This is a genomic window from Edaphobacter aggregans DSM 19364, from assembly GCF_000745965.1.
GTDB classification, from domain to species: Bacteria; Acidobacteriota; Terriglobia; order Terriglobales; family Acidobacteriaceae; genus Edaphobacter; species Edaphobacter aggregans.
Window position 1 is genome coordinate 262,196 of record NZ_JQKI01000002.1, and the last position, 17,129, is coordinate 279,324.

At 56.5% G+C, this 17,129-nt stretch carries 14 protein-coding genes; 10 read left to right on the forward strand and 4 right to left on the reverse strand.

The genetic code is table 11. The features are described 5' to 3' along the window. The first annotated feature begins 304 nt into the window (after nucleotides 1-304). Complete coding sequence (locus tag Q363_RS03770; protein WP_035347955.1) at nucleotides 305-1,438, forward strand: acyltransferase family protein; 1,134 nt, start codon at nucleotides 305-307, stop codon at nucleotides 1,436-1,438. 58 nt (nucleotides 1,439-1,496) lie between these two features. Then, entirely contained in the window at nucleotides 1,497-2,630 is a 1,134-nt protein-coding gene (locus tag Q363_RS03775) for a glycosyltransferase family 4 protein (RefSeq protein ID WP_035347956.1), read from the forward strand. A gap of 23 nt (nucleotides 2,631-2,653) precedes the next feature. On the opposite strand, the gene Q363_RS03780 is transcribed toward Q363_RS03775, so the two are convergent. After that, entirely contained in the window at nucleotides 2,654-3,775 is a 1,122-nt protein-coding gene (locus tag Q363_RS03780) for an O-fucosyltransferase family protein (protein WP_157466510.1), read from the reverse strand. Nucleotides 3,776-4,161: 386 nt separating this feature from the next. Here Q363_RS03780 and Q363_RS03785 point away from each other — a divergent pair, with 386 nt between their 5' ends. The 3 genes from Q363_RS03785 to Q363_RS03795 all read left to right on the forward strand — a co-directional run bounded on the left by Q363_RS03785 (nucleotide 4,162) and on the right by Q363_RS03795 (nucleotide 8,438). Beyond that, complete coding sequence (locus tag Q363_RS03785; RefSeq protein WP_157466511.1) at nucleotides 4,162-5,628, forward strand: right-handed parallel beta-helix repeat-containing protein; 1,467 nt, start codon at nucleotides 4,162-4,164, stop codon at nucleotides 5,626-5,628. Nucleotides 5,629-6,316: 688 nt separating this feature from the next. Continuing rightward, complete coding sequence (locus tag Q363_RS03790; RefSeq protein ID WP_035347959.1) at nucleotides 6,317-7,480, forward strand: glycosyltransferase family 4 protein; 1,164 nt, start codon at nucleotides 6,317-6,319, stop codon at nucleotides 7,478-7,480. Between the two features lie 181 nt (nucleotides 7,481-7,661). Beyond that, entirely contained in the window at nucleotides 7,662-8,438 is a 777-nt protein-coding gene (locus tag Q363_RS03795) for a WecB/TagA/CpsF family glycosyltransferase (RefSeq protein WP_051978317.1), read from the forward strand. Between the two features lie 109 nt (nucleotides 8,439-8,547). Here Q363_RS03795 and Q363_RS03800 read toward each other — a convergent pair whose 3' ends face one another. Then, on the reverse strand, nucleotides 8,548-10,041 hold the full coding sequence (locus Q363_RS03800; RefSeq protein WP_245632020.1) for a capsule assembly Wzi family protein: 1,494 nt from the start codon (nucleotides 10,039-10,041) through the stop codon (nucleotides 8,548-8,550). Nucleotides 10,042-10,646: 605 nt separating this feature from the next. On the opposite strand from Q363_RS03800, the gene gmd reads away from it, so the two are divergent. The 4 genes from gmd to Q363_RS40070 all read left to right on the forward strand — a co-directional run bounded on the left by gmd (nucleotide 10,647) and on the right by Q363_RS40070 (nucleotide 13,723). Next, on the forward strand, nucleotides 10,647-11,732 hold the full coding sequence (gene gmd / locus Q363_RS03805; RefSeq protein ID WP_035347961.1) for a GDP-mannose 4,6-dehydratase: 1,086 nt from the start codon (nucleotides 10,647-10,649) through the stop codon (nucleotides 11,730-11,732). Nucleotides 11,733-12,022: 290 nt separating this feature from the next. Further along, on the forward strand, nucleotides 12,023-12,565 hold the full coding sequence (locus Q363_RS03810) for an outer membrane beta-barrel protein (protein WP_035347962.1): 543 nt from the start codon (nucleotides 12,023-12,025) through the stop codon (nucleotides 12,563-12,565). Nucleotides 12,566-12,781: 216 nt separating this feature from the next. Next, nucleotides 12,782-13,174 carry a helix-turn-helix domain-containing protein gene (locus Q363_RS40065; protein WP_281175965.1) on the forward strand — a complete coding sequence of 131 codons (393 nt, stop codon included), beginning with the start codon at nucleotides 12,782-12,784 and terminating at the stop codon, nucleotides 13,172-13,174. Nucleotides 13,175-13,183: 9 nt separating this feature from the next. Beyond that, on the forward strand, nucleotides 13,184-13,723 hold the full coding sequence (locus Q363_RS40070; RefSeq protein ID WP_051978319.1) for an IS630 family transposase: 540 nt from the start codon (nucleotides 13,184-13,186) through the stop codon (nucleotides 13,721-13,723). A 13-nt stretch (nucleotides 13,724-13,736) separates the two neighbouring features. Here the strand turns inward: Q363_RS40070 and Q363_RS03820 are convergent, their stop codons facing one another. Continuing rightward, nucleotides 13,737-14,615: a hypothetical protein gene (locus Q363_RS03820; protein ID WP_035347963.1), complete on the reverse strand. Its 879-nt coding sequence runs from the start codon at nucleotides 14,613-14,615 to the stop codon at nucleotides 13,737-13,739. A 140-nt stretch (nucleotides 14,616-14,755) separates the two neighbouring features. Next, on the reverse strand, nucleotides 14,756-16,087 hold the full coding sequence (locus Q363_RS03825; RefSeq protein ID WP_035347964.1) for a sugar porter family MFS transporter: 1,332 nt from the start codon (nucleotides 16,085-16,087) through the stop codon (nucleotides 14,756-14,758). Nucleotides 16,088-16,186: 99 nt separating this feature from the next. Between Q363_RS03825 and Q363_RS03830 the strand changes: the two genes are divergently transcribed. Beyond that, nucleotides 16,187-17,098, forward strand: coding sequence for an N-acetylglucosamine kinase (locus Q363_RS03830; RefSeq protein ID WP_035347965.1), 912 nt, complete (start codon nucleotides 16,187-16,189; stop codon nucleotides 17,096-17,098). Nucleotides 17,099-17,129 lie beyond the last annotated feature (31 nt).

Genomic DNA, 17,129 nt, shown 5'->3' on the forward strand with positions numbered 1-17,129 from the left:
GTTCGCCTTTGCCTCTGTGAGTTGATCAAGAGTTTTGGGCTCCTAGGAGGCGGGTCAGCAGGATATTGATGCCCAGTCCGGGCCGGCATTCGAATGAAGACACTAAAATCCTTTGGCGGCGGAGGCTTGGTGGGATGAGATTCACCGGGGCAGTTAGCCATGCCCTCCATTACTACCAGACTTGAATCGATGAGGCAGTGACACGAATGGGTTATAACAGCGCGGAGCAAGGTGAGATATATTGAACTAGCACTGATATTGCTTAGCACAGGGATGAACGCCTTGGATTTAGGAGCAATCGTATATGCAGCATGCGGCTGCGATAAACGAGCAGAGGTTTGACCAACTCGACTCATTTCGCGGTATCGCGGCAACCATGGTGGTGCTCAGCCATTTTTTTGGGGCGACGAACTCCACAGGTAGACAAGAAGACCTGTTACGAATTCTGGTATACCCCCTCAAAAATGGTGAGGCAGCTGTTGCACTTTTTTTCCTTCTAAGCGGGTTCGTCCTTTCGCTTCCAGTATGGCGGGGTAAGCCGCAGACTTATTCGGTTTTTATCGGACGGCGCATTTGCCGCATCTATCTTCCTTATCTTTTTGGGCTTGCCCTGAGTGTTCTCGGAGCGTCAATCTTTGCTTCTCACAAGGTATCAGGCCTCGCGCAGTGGTTTTACCCAACCTGGACTGGTCCAGTCGACTGGACTCTTGTTTTAAAACACATTCTCTTCATTGGCCCGAGATACAACGTTCGGGAGTTCAACTTTGCGTTCTGGACTCTGATTATTGAAATGCGTGTGTCGATCATCCTGCCTTTTTTCCTGTTGTTTATGCGTCGACTTTCGTATGTAGGAATGTGGCTGGTTTGCGCTATAACCTTTATGATTGGTTCGATTGGCGAGTCTCGCGTAACCCCGCTCCAGATTATGGGCTGGACCAGCTTCTTCATGGCCGGCGCCATCGTTGCAAGAGCAGTTACTCAGGAGTCGAGCTATCTCTCTCGCATCTTCTCGCGAAGGTCAGTGACGCTTCTATCCCTCACTGTCTTCTTCTTTGGAGGCCTTATCGAGCCGATTTTGCACCTATCTGGGCTTTTGGGCCGCCTTCCCAGTGCAGTGGGAGGGCTGGCCACGATTTGTGCGGCACTTTACAACCGTGAACTCAGCAGCTTCCTTAAGACGAGGGCCCTTCAGTTTTTGGGCCGAGTCTCATACAGCCTCTACCTGCTTCACGTCACGGTCCTCTATACCACGTTTCACTTGTTCTACGGGTTGCTTCCGAAGACAATCATCTTCGTGATTTATATGGCTGGAAATCTTGTGCTGGCGACAATCTCGTACAAGCTGATTGAGCAACCATCCATGGAGCTTGGCCGTCGCCTCACGAGGAAAAGCATCACGGTGCCAAAAGAAAGCAGCACCCTCATACCCGCTGCTTGAGCGTTTTCCAGGCGACCATCTCTTATCGAGATTAAGCGATGAAGAAGGAATATTTGGGGTGAACAGCAAATCAAGAGTCGCGCTGCTTACAAATTTCTTGCCGGTTTACAGAGTGCCACTCCTGGAGTGCCTCGCTGAAAATGTGCGCGAGCTTCGCGTCTTCCTGTCCGTCAGGATGGAAGGGAATCGGGACTGGCCGGTCTTCTGGGGACGGCTCAATGTCGTCGTAAATCGTTCGATTACCATTCCACGCAGGTTTCGCAACGTTCACGGCTACACGGATCAGACATACACCCATATTCCCTATGACACCTTGCCTCAATTGTGGAGCTATCGACCCGACGTCATTGTCTCGAATGAGCTCGGGGCGCGCACTCTCATGGCGCGGATTTACAAAATACTTCGCCCCAGTACCAAGTTGATCATCTGGGCGACTTTGTCAGAGCGCACAGAGGAGTCACGTGGCGGCGTAAGAAAAATACTGCGCCGTTTGCTTCTTCGCGGCGCCGATGCTGTGTATGTCAATGGGGCAAGTGGATCTCGCTATATCCGCTCGATGGGATACGATGGACCGATCTCAGTCGCGCCGTATGCGGCGGACAACAGCGTGTTTCTCGATCCCGGCACTCGGCAGCGATGTGGCGCGTTGCGGTTGCTTTATACTGGTCAACTTGTCGAAAGAAAGGGGTTATATTCTTTCCTTCGACATCTGGCGCGCTGGTGCAAGGTCCATCCTGCACGTTCGGTTGTACTCTCTGTGGTTGGAAGCGGAGATCAACTCGATCTTCTGAAGCAGATCGAACTTCCTCCGAACCTTCAGGTCGACTTCAAAGGAAGCATGAGGTTTGAACAACTGCCTTCGCAGTATCACGGCGCCGATTTATATGTGTACCCAACCCTTGCAGATGAATGGGGACTCGTTGTGAATGAGGCGATGATCGCCGGTCTTCCCGTATTGGGCAGCCGCTACAGCCAGGCGGTTGATGAGTTGGTTCAGGACGGCATTAATGGGTGGCTCTTTACTCCGACCAGTGAGCAGGATACCTACGACGCCGTCGGGCGCGCTCTGGAGTCAAATGCTGAGACCCTCGATGCGATGAGTCGCCGAGCGATTGAAACCGTCGCGGGAATCACCCAGCAGACTGTTGCTGGACGAATGAGCGAAACGATCTGCCAGGTTTTTGGTGGCTGAATCCGACCGCAGCTTCTAGTCAACTATGTGGTGCTATTGCGACGCCTGAGCTCTGACAGCTGCGGCTCGCAGGTCCACGAAGGCAGCGATCCATACTCCAGAAGGTTCGCCATTGGATTCTTTGCCAATAGCCTGCGCCGCAGTTGCGTCAAAAGACCAACGGGGAAGGTTCCTCCTATCTGCATTGCGTATCCTCGAAACTCGGACTCCCACAGCGAGCCCGGTTCAATCTCTCTGACGCGGGTTGCACTCAGGTCGGTAAGGGATCCCTTCAAACGCTGCTGCTTTTCCATACCCCATAAACTGTACATTCCATCTATCTGCGTGAGTTGCGGTTCATACCAGAGATAAGGGCCATCGGAAAGGAAGCTTGCAACCAGGCTATAGGAAGAGATCGAGCAGATACGTAGATCGGCTTGCGCCATCAGCACAAGGTCACTACACTCCGTTAACCCAGGCTGGCGGACCTGGCCGGGATTGAAGCGCCGCACGGCCTCATCGAACTCGGGACCCCCGCGATCGGTGAAGAAGTGGAACTGGACTGAGTCGCCCAGTTCTTCCACAAGTGCCTGACAGGCGCGCAGATACCACTCTCCTGGAATGAAGATATTGAATTGCCCACGCGCGCTCTGGCCTTCGTTCAGCTTGGTGAAATCCCCTCCGAAGCGCATATGGACAGCGACGAACAGTTTGCGGCGGTCGAGCCTCGACGCGATCTGGTAGACATTGCTGATCGCGTCGCGACTATTCAGAAGCTTCGCCCACAGAAACGGCCGGGCGTTGTGAATGGCTGCATAGCCGCCATACATCCCATCGACCGTTACGATGAAATGCTTTTTCCGGAGTAATCCATGTCTGATGGCCCAGGATTGAATGGCAGCTCCGAAGTCCACCTCGCCGCTCTCGATGTAGTCACGTCCCGTAAAGCAATAGTGAGGCAGACGCACCAAGGTATCTTCCAGGAGAAAGTCCAGCCTGCTGGTCTGGAAGTTTCGATGGTACCTTCGCTTGTTCAGACCCCACGACGGACCGATCAGAGTTGCATTCAAAACCTGGCTCGCGATCATGCCCTTGGCCCACGGGAGCATCTCATTGCCCAGGCCCTCGCCTCTTCTACTAAGTCGGCGTGCAACAACATATCTCATCTCGTCGCTCCTCGTTCGGCGGAAAGAAAGTGAAACTGCTATCAGCGTGTGCTGCAAAAAATGCAAAGCGCTACAGTTGATGATAGAGGACGGGAAGGAGCCGTCCTTTTAGTGGTGGCTTCGAAGCGCATTGGGGAAGGTGAACTTCCGGCGCGGTGAGCGCCTTGCCCGTCGGGAGCTTGCACAAGATACATGTGCCTTCGCTCGGCTCGCTCTGCGTCAGCGTTGATTCCTCCAATTGATTGAATTCGAAACTGCAAGCAAAAGTACCGTGACTAACGTGTAGTTCTAGGGGAATTCGCAGGCTGGGGTTCATATGCGCATGCCGATGAGGAGGGCATGCCACCCACCCACCCCCCCCCAGCTATCATAAGAGAATGTTCCTGTTGCCCACCGCCCTTCTGGTCTGTTCGAACCTCCTTCTCTCGGCCGGTTGCGGCTCCTCGGCAAGCGGAGGTCTGAATCGTGCGGCAAACTCGGCTCAGGGCGCCTTGCAACTGTCTCCAGCTATGGCGAGTCTGTCGCCAGGAGAAAGTGTGCGGATCACACCAATGAGGGATGGGATCGCGGTCCCACTGTCTCATTGCGTATGGGAAGCAACGGACAATTCCGTTCCGTCCTCAAACGATAACGGCGAATTTGTGGGCTCTGGTGTTGGTTCTTCTCCTGTGACGGCGACCTGTGGTGGGGACGTCACTTCGGCATCCGCGTTGGTTTCCCCGACCGCAAATCCATCCGCCATTCGGATCACCTCAGGGGGAACCTACGGCGGCAACTGGAGCAGCGCGGACCCTAAAGTTCCCGCTGTGACCATACTTACGAATGATCCAGTCATTCTCCGGAATGCGACGATAACGGGGCGAGGCGACCTCATCGTCGTTTATGGCCGCAATGGCGGCGCTAATGTGACCATCGACAACGTGACAGGTATAGCGCTCGATCCTGGGGTAACGGGACAGGGGAGAGGAACGTTCCTCGGCGCGGAGCGCATATCCCACCTTTCAGTGACGCATTGCACGATGCGTGGTGTCAGCTTTGGCGTGTATATCGTTTCATCGACGCTTGCATCGCTCCAAATCAGAGATAACGTTGCGCGCGATCTTGAGGATCGGAAGAGTGATGGGCATGGTGGTTTCCTTCTCAACCAGCGGCTGCCGGGCCACCTGATTCAACTCAACAACGTTTCCCTGCCAAATGGAGGAGAGATCGCCTGGAACCAAATGATCAATTCAGATGGAGCATCCTCGGTTGAAGACATCATCAACTTCTATGAAAGCCGCGGATCAGCAGGAAAACCTGTTCGGATTCACGATAACTATCTTGAAGGCGGGTTCTCAGCGGGACTGACAACATCGTACTATACCGGTGCAGGCATTCAGTTGGATGGCGAGTCAAACGACCCCTCCAAAGCGAACGGCTTCGTGATGATAGCGAACAACACCCTCGTGCATCTCGCCGGAGATGGCATCTCAATCGCGGCGGGTCACGATATCTACGTGATCGGTAATCGAATCGTTTCCTGCGGCAAAGACAGCTCTGGACGCTGGATCGCAAATCCAGGCTCGAATGCTCTGGGAATGTGGAACTACTATAAGACCAACCAGTATTTCAACAATTACATCGCGAATAATTCGGGAGGCTTAGTTAAGCCAGACGCTAACGGCAATCCATCCCCTGGGAACATCTATGCCCCTAGTGCCTCCGGCAGCTTAAACAATGTTGTCAACACAAACGCCTTCGAACAACCTTGTCTCGTAGGATCCCATCTGAACCTCGCTGCAGAATCGATTGAAAGGAATAGGTGGCTGAGTACCGTTGCCGAGGCCGGAGAGTTATTGGGAGATCAACATTAAGGATCGTAGCTTACGATTACAGGACTGCAGCGCTTGGAAAAATCTTGTGCTTAGTGCCGACGTTATGCAGGCTCTGGCTAAAAGATCATAAAGGTGTTACCTGATCGGGTTATAACAGCACCAAACGAGGTGAGATACATTGAACTCGCATGAATGTGCCTGACGGCCGCATTGGAGTAAGGATGGTCCACTTGGGTTGGGAGTTGAACTATGCAGCTTGCGCAGGCGTTGAACCGCCAGAGATTCGGCGAACTCGACTCGTTCCGTTGCAATTACCTTGTACAGCATATAACCCATGTATACTCTTTGCCGGATGCGAACTGCATCATCAGCTTCTTTGGCCATGCACGGCCACAATCCAGGCTTATTGACGTTGCATCGTCACACTCTGTTTTTGAGGCTCGATCTCCGTCAGTTTGCCTCGCGAATCACGAAGGCAGCGCTCAATACTCGGCAGACTGGCCATCGGATTCCTTGTCTTGTACCGTGAATAGCAGCAATCGCTCTGGTTAGGCCTGAAGTATCGCCAGATGTTCATAAGCGTCGCATCACTGCTCTCTCAGTACCAAAACAAAGACTTGCAATATGCGTGTGTCCATTCAACACTGGACTCTCGACCGACCATCCAGATTGCTCCATCGCCCACAGTGCTCCTAATGCAAGCCTCAAGAGCTTTTCCGATACAACAATGAAGATCCTCGTAGCCCACAACCGATATCAGCAGGCCGGCGGAGAGGACATGGTTGTCGCCGAAGAGGTGCGGATGCTTCAGCAACGCGGCCACCTGGTCCGTCAGTACACCGTCAATAACGACGGTATTACCAATGTTTGGCAACAGGCTGTGGCGGCGGCGCGCTTCTTCTATTCGGTACAAGCGTCCCGCGAGATCTCGAATCTGCTTGCATCCATCCAGCCAGATATACTGCATGTCCATAACTTCTTTCCAAGCATCTCACCCGCGATCTTCTTTGCCGCGCGCAAATATGGAGTACCGGTGGTGCAGACGCTTCATAACTACCGCCTTCTCTGTGCCAATGCGACGCTGTTTCGCGATGGGCAACCTTGTGAAGACTGTATTATTCAGCGATCCTTCGTTCCGGGGGTCAGGCACGCCTGTTATCGTGGCAGCCGGGCGGGCAGCGCTATCGTCGGAGCGTCTACCTCTGTCCAGGCCGCCCTGGGGACGTGGTCGAATCGAATAGATCGCTATATCGCACTCACTCAGTTTGCCGCACAGAAACTCGGAAGCTACAGAATCCCTTCGAATAAAATCCGCATAAAGCCGAACTTTGTACCCGATCGTGGGTACGGGGAGGGGCAGGGTGGCTTCGCTCTCTACGTTGGCCGGCTGAGCCCCGAAAAAGGAGTGGAGACCATCCTTGCCGCCGACCGTCTCGGGAGTCTTCCGCTTCCGGTGCACATTGCTGGCGACGGTCCATTGCTTGCCGAGATCGAGCGCGCCTGTGCCCGTCCGGGCTCTCGTCTTATCTATCTCGGCCGCATGCCGCGCTCTCAAGTTGCCGAGCAGATGAAGTGCGCCACGGTTCTCCTCGTTCCTTCTCTCTGGTATGAAGGCTTTCCCATGGCGATGGTCGAGGCTCTCTCCTTTGGCCTGCCAATCATCGCTTCGCGAATTGGCGGCCTGCCGGAGATCGTGCAGGACGGCCACTCTGGCCTGCTATTTGAGCCGGGTAATCCTTCTGCTATGCTTCAGGCGCTTGGCTCCTTTGTAAGCGATACAAGCCGGATCGAAGCAATGCGCGAGGCAGGTCGCAATCAGTTCGAACTCCACTACACCGAGCAAAAGAACTACGACATGCTCATCGGAATCTACAATGAGCTTCTCGACTAGCCATCGAATGGCGTCCGCTGAATTCAAATTAAGAGATGGCCTCAGAAAATCACGATCAGCAGCGACTACCACTTAAGTTGTAGGGCGCGCCCCGCTGGTGTTAGTCCACCGCGCCAAAATGGGTAATAGCTCCTCATCCTTCTGCATGTTTTCATAGCCAAGAATTACGAGGCTGGAATTCGTGCAGACCTTCCAAATATTTGATACCCCTATCGGTTTGCTCACGATGCCAGAGGCCATCCGAACGGTTGCTCAATGGCTCAAGGAAGAGGGCCGTTGCCGATTAGTTACCTTTGCAAATGTCCATATGCTCGTGGAGGCTCGGCTCAACCCGGACTTCGGCGATATCCTCCACCAGACCGATCTGAACTGTCCCGATGGCAGCCCCATCTCATGGATCGGCGCGGCGCTTCACGGCGACCATGTTTCGCAGGTTGCCGGTCCGGATTTTATGCCTTTGTTCTGTGAGCAGACGGCGAGCCAAGGCTATCGACACTTTCTATACGGTGGCGGAGAGGGTATCGCCGAAAAGGCAGCGTGCGAATTGGTGCGCCGCTATCCAGGCATTCAGATCGCAGGGCAATACACTCCTCCGTTCAGACAGCTCACACGGCAGGAAGACGAACATGTGTGTAGGCAGATCAACGAGAGCGGCGCGGACATCGTCTGGGTATGCCTCGGTTGCCCTAAGCAGGAGAGGTGGATCCTTGAGCACCGGGACCTGTTGAATGCGAAGGTCATCCTCGCTGTCGGGCAGGCGTTTGATATTGTCGCCGGAGTCAGACCGCGTGCGCCCAAGGTATTTCGAAGGGTAGGAATGGAGTGGGCCTATCGCCTTATTAAGGAACCGGGCCGTCTCTGGAAGCGATACCTTATTACGAACGCGCTCTTCATCGCTTGGATACTTCCAAGTCTTCTTCGCGGCGAGATAGGAATCGATCGCTCCGCCGAAACGTAAGTCTCGTCCTCCCACACCAAGCGTGCCCGATTGACTCGACTCGCCGAAGAGGAGATCACGGGGTATGAGCTCCTTTACCGTGGACTCCATATTATCCCCCGCGGTGGAATCAATGGATCGCACGAGTTTGTTGTCTTAGCTTCGGGAACCACGTGACTTGTATCGAGGTAACCAGATCCTGTTGCTGTCCCGAACGGTAGATCGGCGCCTTCCACCGCTCGTATTGCATCGAGCCCTGCACCTCAACATCACTGCCGATGCGTTTCACGGTGCCGATGGAGAACGAGTTCTGTGTGACTCCTCCAGCAATAAAGTCGTTGGGGGTCTTCTTAGTGAGGTACTTCGCCTCAATCCATTCGTTGCCCGAGAGGTGGTAGGTCAGCCACGCCTGACCTCCTTTGGCTTCACGGCCCATCCAGTCCCCCATAATGAAGCCCTTGTTGGTGTATCCCTGCACTTGGATGCCTTCCCAGTACGTGAACAGGCCTTGAGTGCTACGTGATACGGGCTGATCTGTTGTAGCCCCCTCAACCCTTAAGTCCAACCTTCGCAGCCCAGGAAACTGTGAAAGATAGATGCCGGGGCGATATGCCGCGCGGCGGGGTGCGCTAATCGGAGTCACATCGTCATGCGAAAGAGCATCCACGTATAGCGTGAGATATCGACGCACATACGGCAGTCTCCAGGAGAAATTGAAGACGCTGAAGCGCGCTCCAGGGTCGTTTCTCCCGGCCTTTTCCGGTCCTGTCGTATCGTTGATATCGAAGAAGCCTTTGAGAAAGCTGTGCAGGGTGACAGGCGCATGCCCCGCGCCTCCCCAGATGATGGTTCGTTCAAACCCAAATTCGAAGTTGTTCGTCGGCCGGAATGCAAACATCTCCGCGTGGACCCAGGGGCTGTTGGGATTGGTGTGCCCCTTCAGGCTTCCTACAAAGAAGTCGTAGCGCATGGGTCCCAGCACCTTCGAGACTAGCGGGATATTCAAAGGTTCAACGCGATTGACTCGGAAGGAGTAGATGTTTTCCGCGTTGTTGGTCCACGCCATCGCGCCACCCGCAGCCGGACCGAGCCACGCATCCGATTTGCCTCCTGAGATCTCATGGCCGAGCATATGAAACGACAGCGTGGCCTCCTGCAATCGAAACGTATTCTGTGCTGCAATCGGACCTGCCGGAATGGTCGCCTGCGGTGCATTGGGCGCAGCATAAGAGCCGACCATGTCCAACTTCGAGAGACTGTTCGCCAGCTGAGGGCTGTATCCCTGCGACGCAGGGGCGTGCTGGTACTCGCCACGAATATACAGCGAGAAGCGTCCATGTTCAATAAGTGTCGAGGTGCCAGTTATGTTGTTGAAGCCTTCCTGATATGGACGTCCATAGTCGTTCACGATCGTTTGCCCCAGATGATAGCTGTCGCGAAGGGGAGTTCCGGCGATCCCCGTCATCCGTGTGTAGACGCTCTGGAGTCCAGAGACTGTGCCGCGTTCCCTTCCTTCCTGGGGCATTTCGGCAGAGAATTCGGTGTCGAGACTTGCGAGGATCTCCTTTACTTCGTCTGGCCCTTGAAGGATACGGTCTCTTGACAACTGAAAGGCGTGAACCACGCTCAAACGAGTCCACGGTCTCATGCTCAAAAAGACGCCGTCTACATAGCCCAGCGAATATAACCGCAGCATTGCTGGATAAACCCAGCTGTCATTGGGAATATAGGCGGAGCCTGAAGAGCCAGAAGAAATCCTCTCGGAGCTTGCAGGACGTGAAACTATTGTCGAACCCTTGGTGGATGGGGCCTTTGGAGCATTATCCAAAGGCGAATCATTCGAATGCGTTTCACTATTGTCCAGGGCTCCGCACTGGATGGTCGCAGCAAAAAGTCCCGCCAGACACAGTACGACGTAGAAAAAACGTTTCCCCATGGGCACCTCAAGCCGCAGCCTTGCCTTGCGCCGGTTTACGTTCAAATCAAAGGACGACGCCGAGCGGTGCATTTCTCTTGCGTGCGCCGCCCGCCGCTTCAGCGAACAAGTTTAAAACCATTATGTTGAAGGCGGGTTGGGTTAGAAATACAACTTGAGGTTGATTCCAGATGATGCAATCAATCGAGATTATGAGATATGAGGAAACAAAGACTCGTTACATTGTTGTCTTCGCTATTTTCGATCTGAACTCAGCGCAGCCACGCCGAACGATAAAAAGGAGAGTCCGCGTTTTGAAGAAAGCCCTGATTACAGGAGTGACCGGCCAGGACGGAGCTTATCTTGCCGAGTTTCTCCTCGCCAAAGGCTACGAGGTCCACGGCATCAAGCGCCGCGCATCGCTGTTCAACACCAATCGCATCGACCACATCTACGAGGACCCGCACCAGCCCAATCCGCACTTCATCCTCCACTACGGCGACCTCACCGACTCCTCCTCACTCATCCACATCGTCCAGAAGGTGCAGCCCGACGAGATCTACAACCTCGGCGCGCAGTCTCACGTCCAGGTTTCCTTCGAGCAGCCCGAGTACACCGCCGACGCCGACGCCATGGGACCACTCCGCCTGCTTGAAGCCATCCGCATCCTCGGCCTCGAGAAGAAGACGAAGTTCTACCAGGCTTCTACGTCCGAGCTCTACGGCCTCGTCCAAGAGATACCCCAGCGCGAGACCACGCCCTTCTATCCGCGCTCGCCCTACGCCGTGGCCAAGATGTACGCCTTCTGGATCTGCGTCAACTATCGCGAGGCCTACGGCATCTTCGCCTGTAACGGCATCCTCTTCAATCACGAGTCGCCCTTGCGCGGCGAGACGTTCGTCACCCGCAAGATCACCCGTGGCCTCGCCCGCATCAAGGTGGGCCTGCAGGAGACGCTCTTCCTCGGCAACCTCGACGCCAAACGCGACTGGGGCCACGCCCGCGACTACATCGAGATCCAGTGGCTCATGCTCCAGCAGAACAAGCCCCAGGACTACGTCATCGCCACCGGCCAGCAGTACAGCGTGCGTGAGTTCGTCCAGCGCTGCGCCGCGCGTCTTGACCTCGGGCTGACCTGGCAGGGAAGCGGCGTCGACGAGAAGGCGCTCGACAAGAACGGCAAGGTCGTCGTCGCCGTCGATCCCCGCTACTTCCGCCCCACCGAGGTCGAAACCCTGTTGGGCGACCCATCCAAGGCACACCGCGAACTCGGCTGGACGCCGCGCACCAGCTTCGACCAGCTCGTCGAAGAGATGGTTGCGGCCGATCTCAAATCTGCACAGCGCGACGCCTTAGTCAGGCAGCACGGCTTCGAGGCCTACAACGTTCGCGAAACGTGATATTTACCCGCAACAAGCTAATGAAGTCACGAGCCCATCTGTGCAGACTGGCTCTACCGCCACTGAAATCATCTGTCGTTACACCAAAGTTGTAGGCCAATATGGCCAAAGTTACAGAGGAAAAACACGAATGGCACGCTATGATTCAGAAACATTTCGAACGCACTCAATCTTGAGAAGCAATTCAGTTGTGTGATTACGTTCCTTCATCTATTGCCAGTCAAGTAGAGATGTACGTTCTGGCAGCCGGACGAAGGTGATTTTATGAGCTTATTGACCTCGGAGGGTGTGTGTTACGTCAATTCCTCGCGTCGCTGATATTCGCGTTGACTGCAAGTGTCGCGCTTCATGCCCAGGCGATCCCGGCCGCAGAGCGGCTGGCTGTCGTTCAAGTAGGAGCCGGACTAAATATTGTTCGGCCCGATTACAATGCCGGTACCATCTTTGGCTACAGCATCTATGGGGACTTTGATTTCACGCCCCATATCGGAATCGAAGGCGATGTTCACATCGGCAACGTTATTACGCCGGGCGATGTCGGCGAAAGCTCGTTCCTTTTGGGCCCTCGCTACGTGTTCCACCATGGCCGATTCCACCCGTATGCAAAGCTGCTCCTCGGAGTCGGCATCTTTACCTTCGAGCCGGTTTACTACTACTCAAAGTCATCATCTTCAACCCACAAGATGTATGCCTTCGGTGGAGGGGTCGATGTCACGGTTAAACGGCGGTTGAACGTTCGAGCCTTCGATCTGGAATATCAGCGATGGCCGGGATTCACTGCCAACGGCCTCACACCTCTCGCAATGACCGTCGGGGCCGCTTACAGGTTTTAGAATCACTCACGTGCCTCTCTCAAATTTCTGCCAGGCTGCAAAATCGATGGTCCTACTTCACAAAACATGATTCACCGCAGGACTTACTAGTGCTGCTTACATCGAAGCAGGTATGTCCATCGATTCCGTGGTGCTCAGCGAAGACCGGCAACTGGAACTCAACCGTATTCCCAGTCCCGCTCTCTGCCCGCTGGATATGTCTTCCGCGCCAGGCTGATTCTGATGCTGGCCGAGGGAGCGTCCTTCCGCACGATCAAGCAGAGGTTGAGGACCACGGCGCCGACGATCAGCCGGTGGAAGCAGCGCTTCCTTTCTTCGGGAATGGATGGCCTGGATACGAATCATCCCGGACAGTCGGCTTCCGTGTTGACTCCGAAGCTGCGAGCCCGGATTCTCTCGGCTACCCGCAAGGAGCCGAAGGACGGTTCCACTCACTGGAGTTGTCGCAAGCTTGCCGCAGCACTGGGCGTCAGCAAGGACGCTGTGCATCGGGTGTGGAAAGAGGCCGGCCTGAAGCCGCACCGCCTGGAGCGCTACATGGCCAGCGACGATCCGGATTTCGAAGCCAAAGCCGCTGACATTATCGGGCTGTACCTGAGCCCTCCGTAGCATGCCGCCGTGTTTTGTGTCGATGAGAAGACCGCCATTCAGGCGCTGGATCGACTCGATCCGGTGCTGCCGCTTTCGCCGGGCCGCGCCGAGCGCCATGGATTGGAATACTACCGGCACGGAACCCTGTCGCTGTATGCGGCGCTGGATACCGCGACCGGCCGGGTTCGCGGAAAGACCGCTGCACGCCACACCAGCCGCGACTTCGTCGTCTTCCTGAAGGAAGTCGTGGCCCTGTGCCCGCCCGCTCAGCAGATCCACATCATCCTCGACAATCTCTCGGCTCACAAGACCGCGCTGGTGCGGGAGTTCCTGGAGCAGCATCCCCGCGTCCGGTTCCACTTCACACCCACCTACTCCTCATGGCTCAACCAGGTCGAACCCAAATGGTTCAATGCAAGTTGCACCGGCATCAACATCCTTAACGTCCCCGAGCGGCGGAAGGCAGGGTGGGACTCACGGGGGATTCGGATTGGGCCGAGAAATAAGCAGGTGAGCACAAAGCCGTTGTTCAACGGCGTCGTGCCCCATCAAAAGTCATCGAATTGACCCTGGAGCGTCGCTACTTGCTGGCCTTTGAGCGCATGAGCCTGACCGCTATCAAAATTACAACCAGAAGCACGGCCAAACCGATCCAAGGGAGGTAGCTTGGCTTTTCCCGAGCCGGTTCGACAGGACCAGCAGGTGATTCCGCCTCCGCCGGAACAGCAGTGGGCTCTCCCTCGGCAATGAGCAAAGGAGCATCGGGTGGCGGAGAGGGCGGAACCGTACCAGTCGCGGGCTTTGGCTTCGTCGCCGTCGGAGGCTCAGCGCTCTTCGTTGGCGCCGTCTCACCCTTTTGCGGCGTCGCGGCCTCCTGCGGCATCGTGCCAGTCACATTCTTTTCCAGCGACGAAACCACGGTCGGAACCTCCACGATCTTCGTCGCGGTGACGATCATCCCCTTCTTCAAGGCAAAGGCGTCGACCATTTGGCCGTCGACGTTGAATTTCTGGTCCTGAGGGATCTTGAACTCCTGGTTCGTGTTGTTCTCCAGTGTCAGGATGACCGACCTTGGTGGACTGACATGCCAGACCTTGCCGGTGACCGTCTGGATTGTGGTGACGGTCATAGGAGTGGTTGTGGTAACGATCGTACGCTGGAGCTTCATGCCCGGCTTCAAGTCGTGAATGCCAAGCTGTTTCCCATCGACCGTGGCTCTGGCCGTCTCCGGGACATCCGGAAAATGCTGGAAAGAGCCATCTTCCATCTTCACGATCAAATCATTGCCGTTCACAGCGTAAACTTCGCCGCGGTCGACCTTAACTTTGTGGCTGCTCTCGCCTGCCGTCGTCGTTGTTGTCGTCTGGACCTGCGCGCTGGTTTGAACAGCAAATGCGAGACCGAGTGTTCCGGTAGCGAGCAAGAGTCCCTTCTTGATCCAACTGGTACCAAGCATCATGGGTCATCCTCCGTGAACTCAATTCCTCGGCCCAACCGCTGTGATGTACTTAACTCCGCCCCGTACATGTGTGTCGACTAGGGAAATACCCAGTTTTAACGAAACATTGGTAATTGGCGCTGAGCCCGTTTGGCCGCCCGTCAGTAGGTGATGCCGAGCTTGTGTTGAAGCTGCTCGAGGGTGATGCCCTTTGTCTCCGGGTAGAAGACGAGGACGACGAAGAACTGCAGCACCATCATGGCGGCGAAGAAGGCGAAGGGGATGCCTCCGGATTCCTTGGCGAGGATGGGGAAGACGAGCGAGACGATGGCGTTCATGATCCAGTGGGCGGAGGAGCCGAGGCTCTGGCCCTTGGAGCGGACGCGCGTGGGGAAGACCTCGGCGATGTAGACCCAGATGACGGCTCCCTGTGAGATGGCGAAGAAGGTGATGTAGGCGCAGAGCAGCCAGACGAGAGCGGACTGATGGGAGTGGGTGAAGAAGTCTGCCGCGACGCCTGCGAGGCAGGCCGCCATGCCGAGGCTGCCGATGAGGAGAAGCGTCTTGCGACCAAGCCGGTCGATGAGCGACATGCCCAGGAAGGTCGCGAGAAGGTTGATGAGGCCGATGATGACGGTCTGCTGCGAGCCGGAGATGTTGCTGAAGCCGGCGGCGCTGAAGATGTAGTTGGAGTAGTAGAGGATGGCATTGATTCCGGAGAGCTGGTTGAAGAGCCCGATGGTGATGGCGAGGAAGATGGGCAGGCGATAGCGGCGCGTGAAGAGAGGCTCGTGCGCCATGCCGCGCTCGAGGTGGATGGAGTCGATGATATCGCGCAGCTCGGCCTCGGAGTCGGGCGAGCCCATCATGTTGAGGACGTCGAGGGCTTCGTCGGTGCGGTTCTGGGTGACGAGCCAGCGCGAGCTGCGCGGGATGGCGTAGAGCAGTGCAAGGAAGAGCGCGGAGGGGATGGCAGCGACGCCGAGCTGCCATCGCCACTGCGCGTCGCCGAGATGCATCAGCGAGAGGAGGTAGTTGGAAAGGTAGGCGAGCAGGATGCCGATGACGACGTTGATCTGGAAGAGGCCGACCATGCGGCCGCGCCACTTGGCGGGGGCGAGCTCGGCGATGTAGACGGGGCCGAGGACAGAGGAGCCGCCGATGCCGAGGCCGCCGATGAGGCGAAAGGCGAGCAGAGACGGCCAGTTCCATGCGAAGGCGCAGCCAAGAGCGGAGATGGTGTAGAGGACGGCCATGATGCGGAGAGCCTCGCGGCCTCCGAGACGCTGGCCGAGTACGCCGGCGCTCATCGCGCCAATGACGGTGCCGACGAGGCCGATGAAGACGGTGACGCCAAGGGTAAATGCGGTGAGATTGTAGATCTGGGTGAGCTGCTGGGTGGTGCCGGCGATGACGGCGGTGTCAAAACCGAAGAGCAGGCCGCCGAGGGCGCCGACGAGCGTGCTGCGAAGCAAGTAACGGGTCATCTTCATAGAGGTCAATTCTCTCCCGGCATGATGGGCTTCTGCATGAGGTATGAAGAATATAGGATGGTGCGTGCGCGATGGCGCGCTTTTAGGAGGAAGCAAGGCTTGGCTTTTTTTCTTGCGGTAGACTTGGGCGGGACGAAGACGGATTATGTGCTGGCCGATGAGACGCGCGAACTGGCGCGAGTGAAGGGCGGCACGATCAAGCGGATGCGCACGGATGAGGCGACCGCGGACGAGAACTTTGCCAAGGCGCTGAGCGAACTGGAGGCTGCGAGCGGCGTCTCGATGCGCCATGTGACGCGAAGCTGCGTGGGAGCGGCGGGCATTACGGTTGCGCTGGTGACGGAGTGGATCCGCAGGGTATTTGCCGAGCACGTAGGCGGATCGCTGATTCTGGTGGGCGATGTGGAGATTGCTCTGGATGCGGCGTTCTTCGGAGGTCCAGGCGTTCTAGTGATGGCGGGGACGGGATCGAATGTTGCGGGGCGCTCGGCGTCAGGAAAACTGACGACGGCGGGCGGCTGGGGACCGGCGCTCGCGGACCAGGGATCGGGCGCTAGGATCGGGCACCAGGCGCTGCGCGATATGGTGCTGGCGCGGGATGAGGGGAGGGAGACAGCGCTGTATCCCGCGGTGATGAAGCTTTGGAACCTGTCTACTTTTGACGAGCTGGTCGGCTATGCGAACCAGATTCCTTCGCCTGACTTTACGAAGCTGGCGCCGGTGGTGGTCGCCTGCGCGGAGGCAGGAGACGAGGTTGCGAAGGGGGTTCTGCGGCGCGAGGCCGAGGAACTGGCCCACCTGGCCCGCGTGGTGATCGACAGGCTGCGGCGCGAGGACTCGCAGCCGGATTGGGTTCCGGAGCTGGCCTTTACGGGGAGCATCCTGGAACATGTCGCTCCGATTCGCGAGGGAATTGTTGAGGCGCTGCGCCGCGATCTGCCGGCGCTAAAGGTGGTGCCGGGAGTGGTCGATCCGACGCTGGGTGCGTTGTGGCGTGCGCGGCACGGATAGTCTGCTCGCCTTAGCAAAAAACATGCGGCGG

Coding starts and splice junctions, on each gene's coding strand:
- Q363_RS03825 (WP_035347964.1), bottom strand. CDS start 16,087: ATGAAGATGACCCGTTACTTGCTTCGCAGCACGCTCGTCGGCGCCCTC.
- Q363_RS03820 (WP_035347963.1), bottom strand. CDS start 14,615: ATGATGCTTGGTACCAGTTGGATCAAGAAGGGACTCTTGCTCGCTACC.
- Q363_RS03790 (WP_035347959.1), top strand. CDS start 6,317: ATGAAGATCCTCGTAGCCCACAACCGATATCAGCAGGCCGGCGGAGAG.
- Q363_RS03770 (WP_035347955.1), top strand. CDS start 305: ATGCAGCATGCGGCTGCGATAAACGAGCAGAGGTTTGACCAACTCGAC.
- Q363_RS03780 (WP_157466510.1), bottom strand. CDS start 3,775: ATGAGATATGTTGTTGCACGCCGACTTAGTAGAAGAGGCGAGGGCCTG.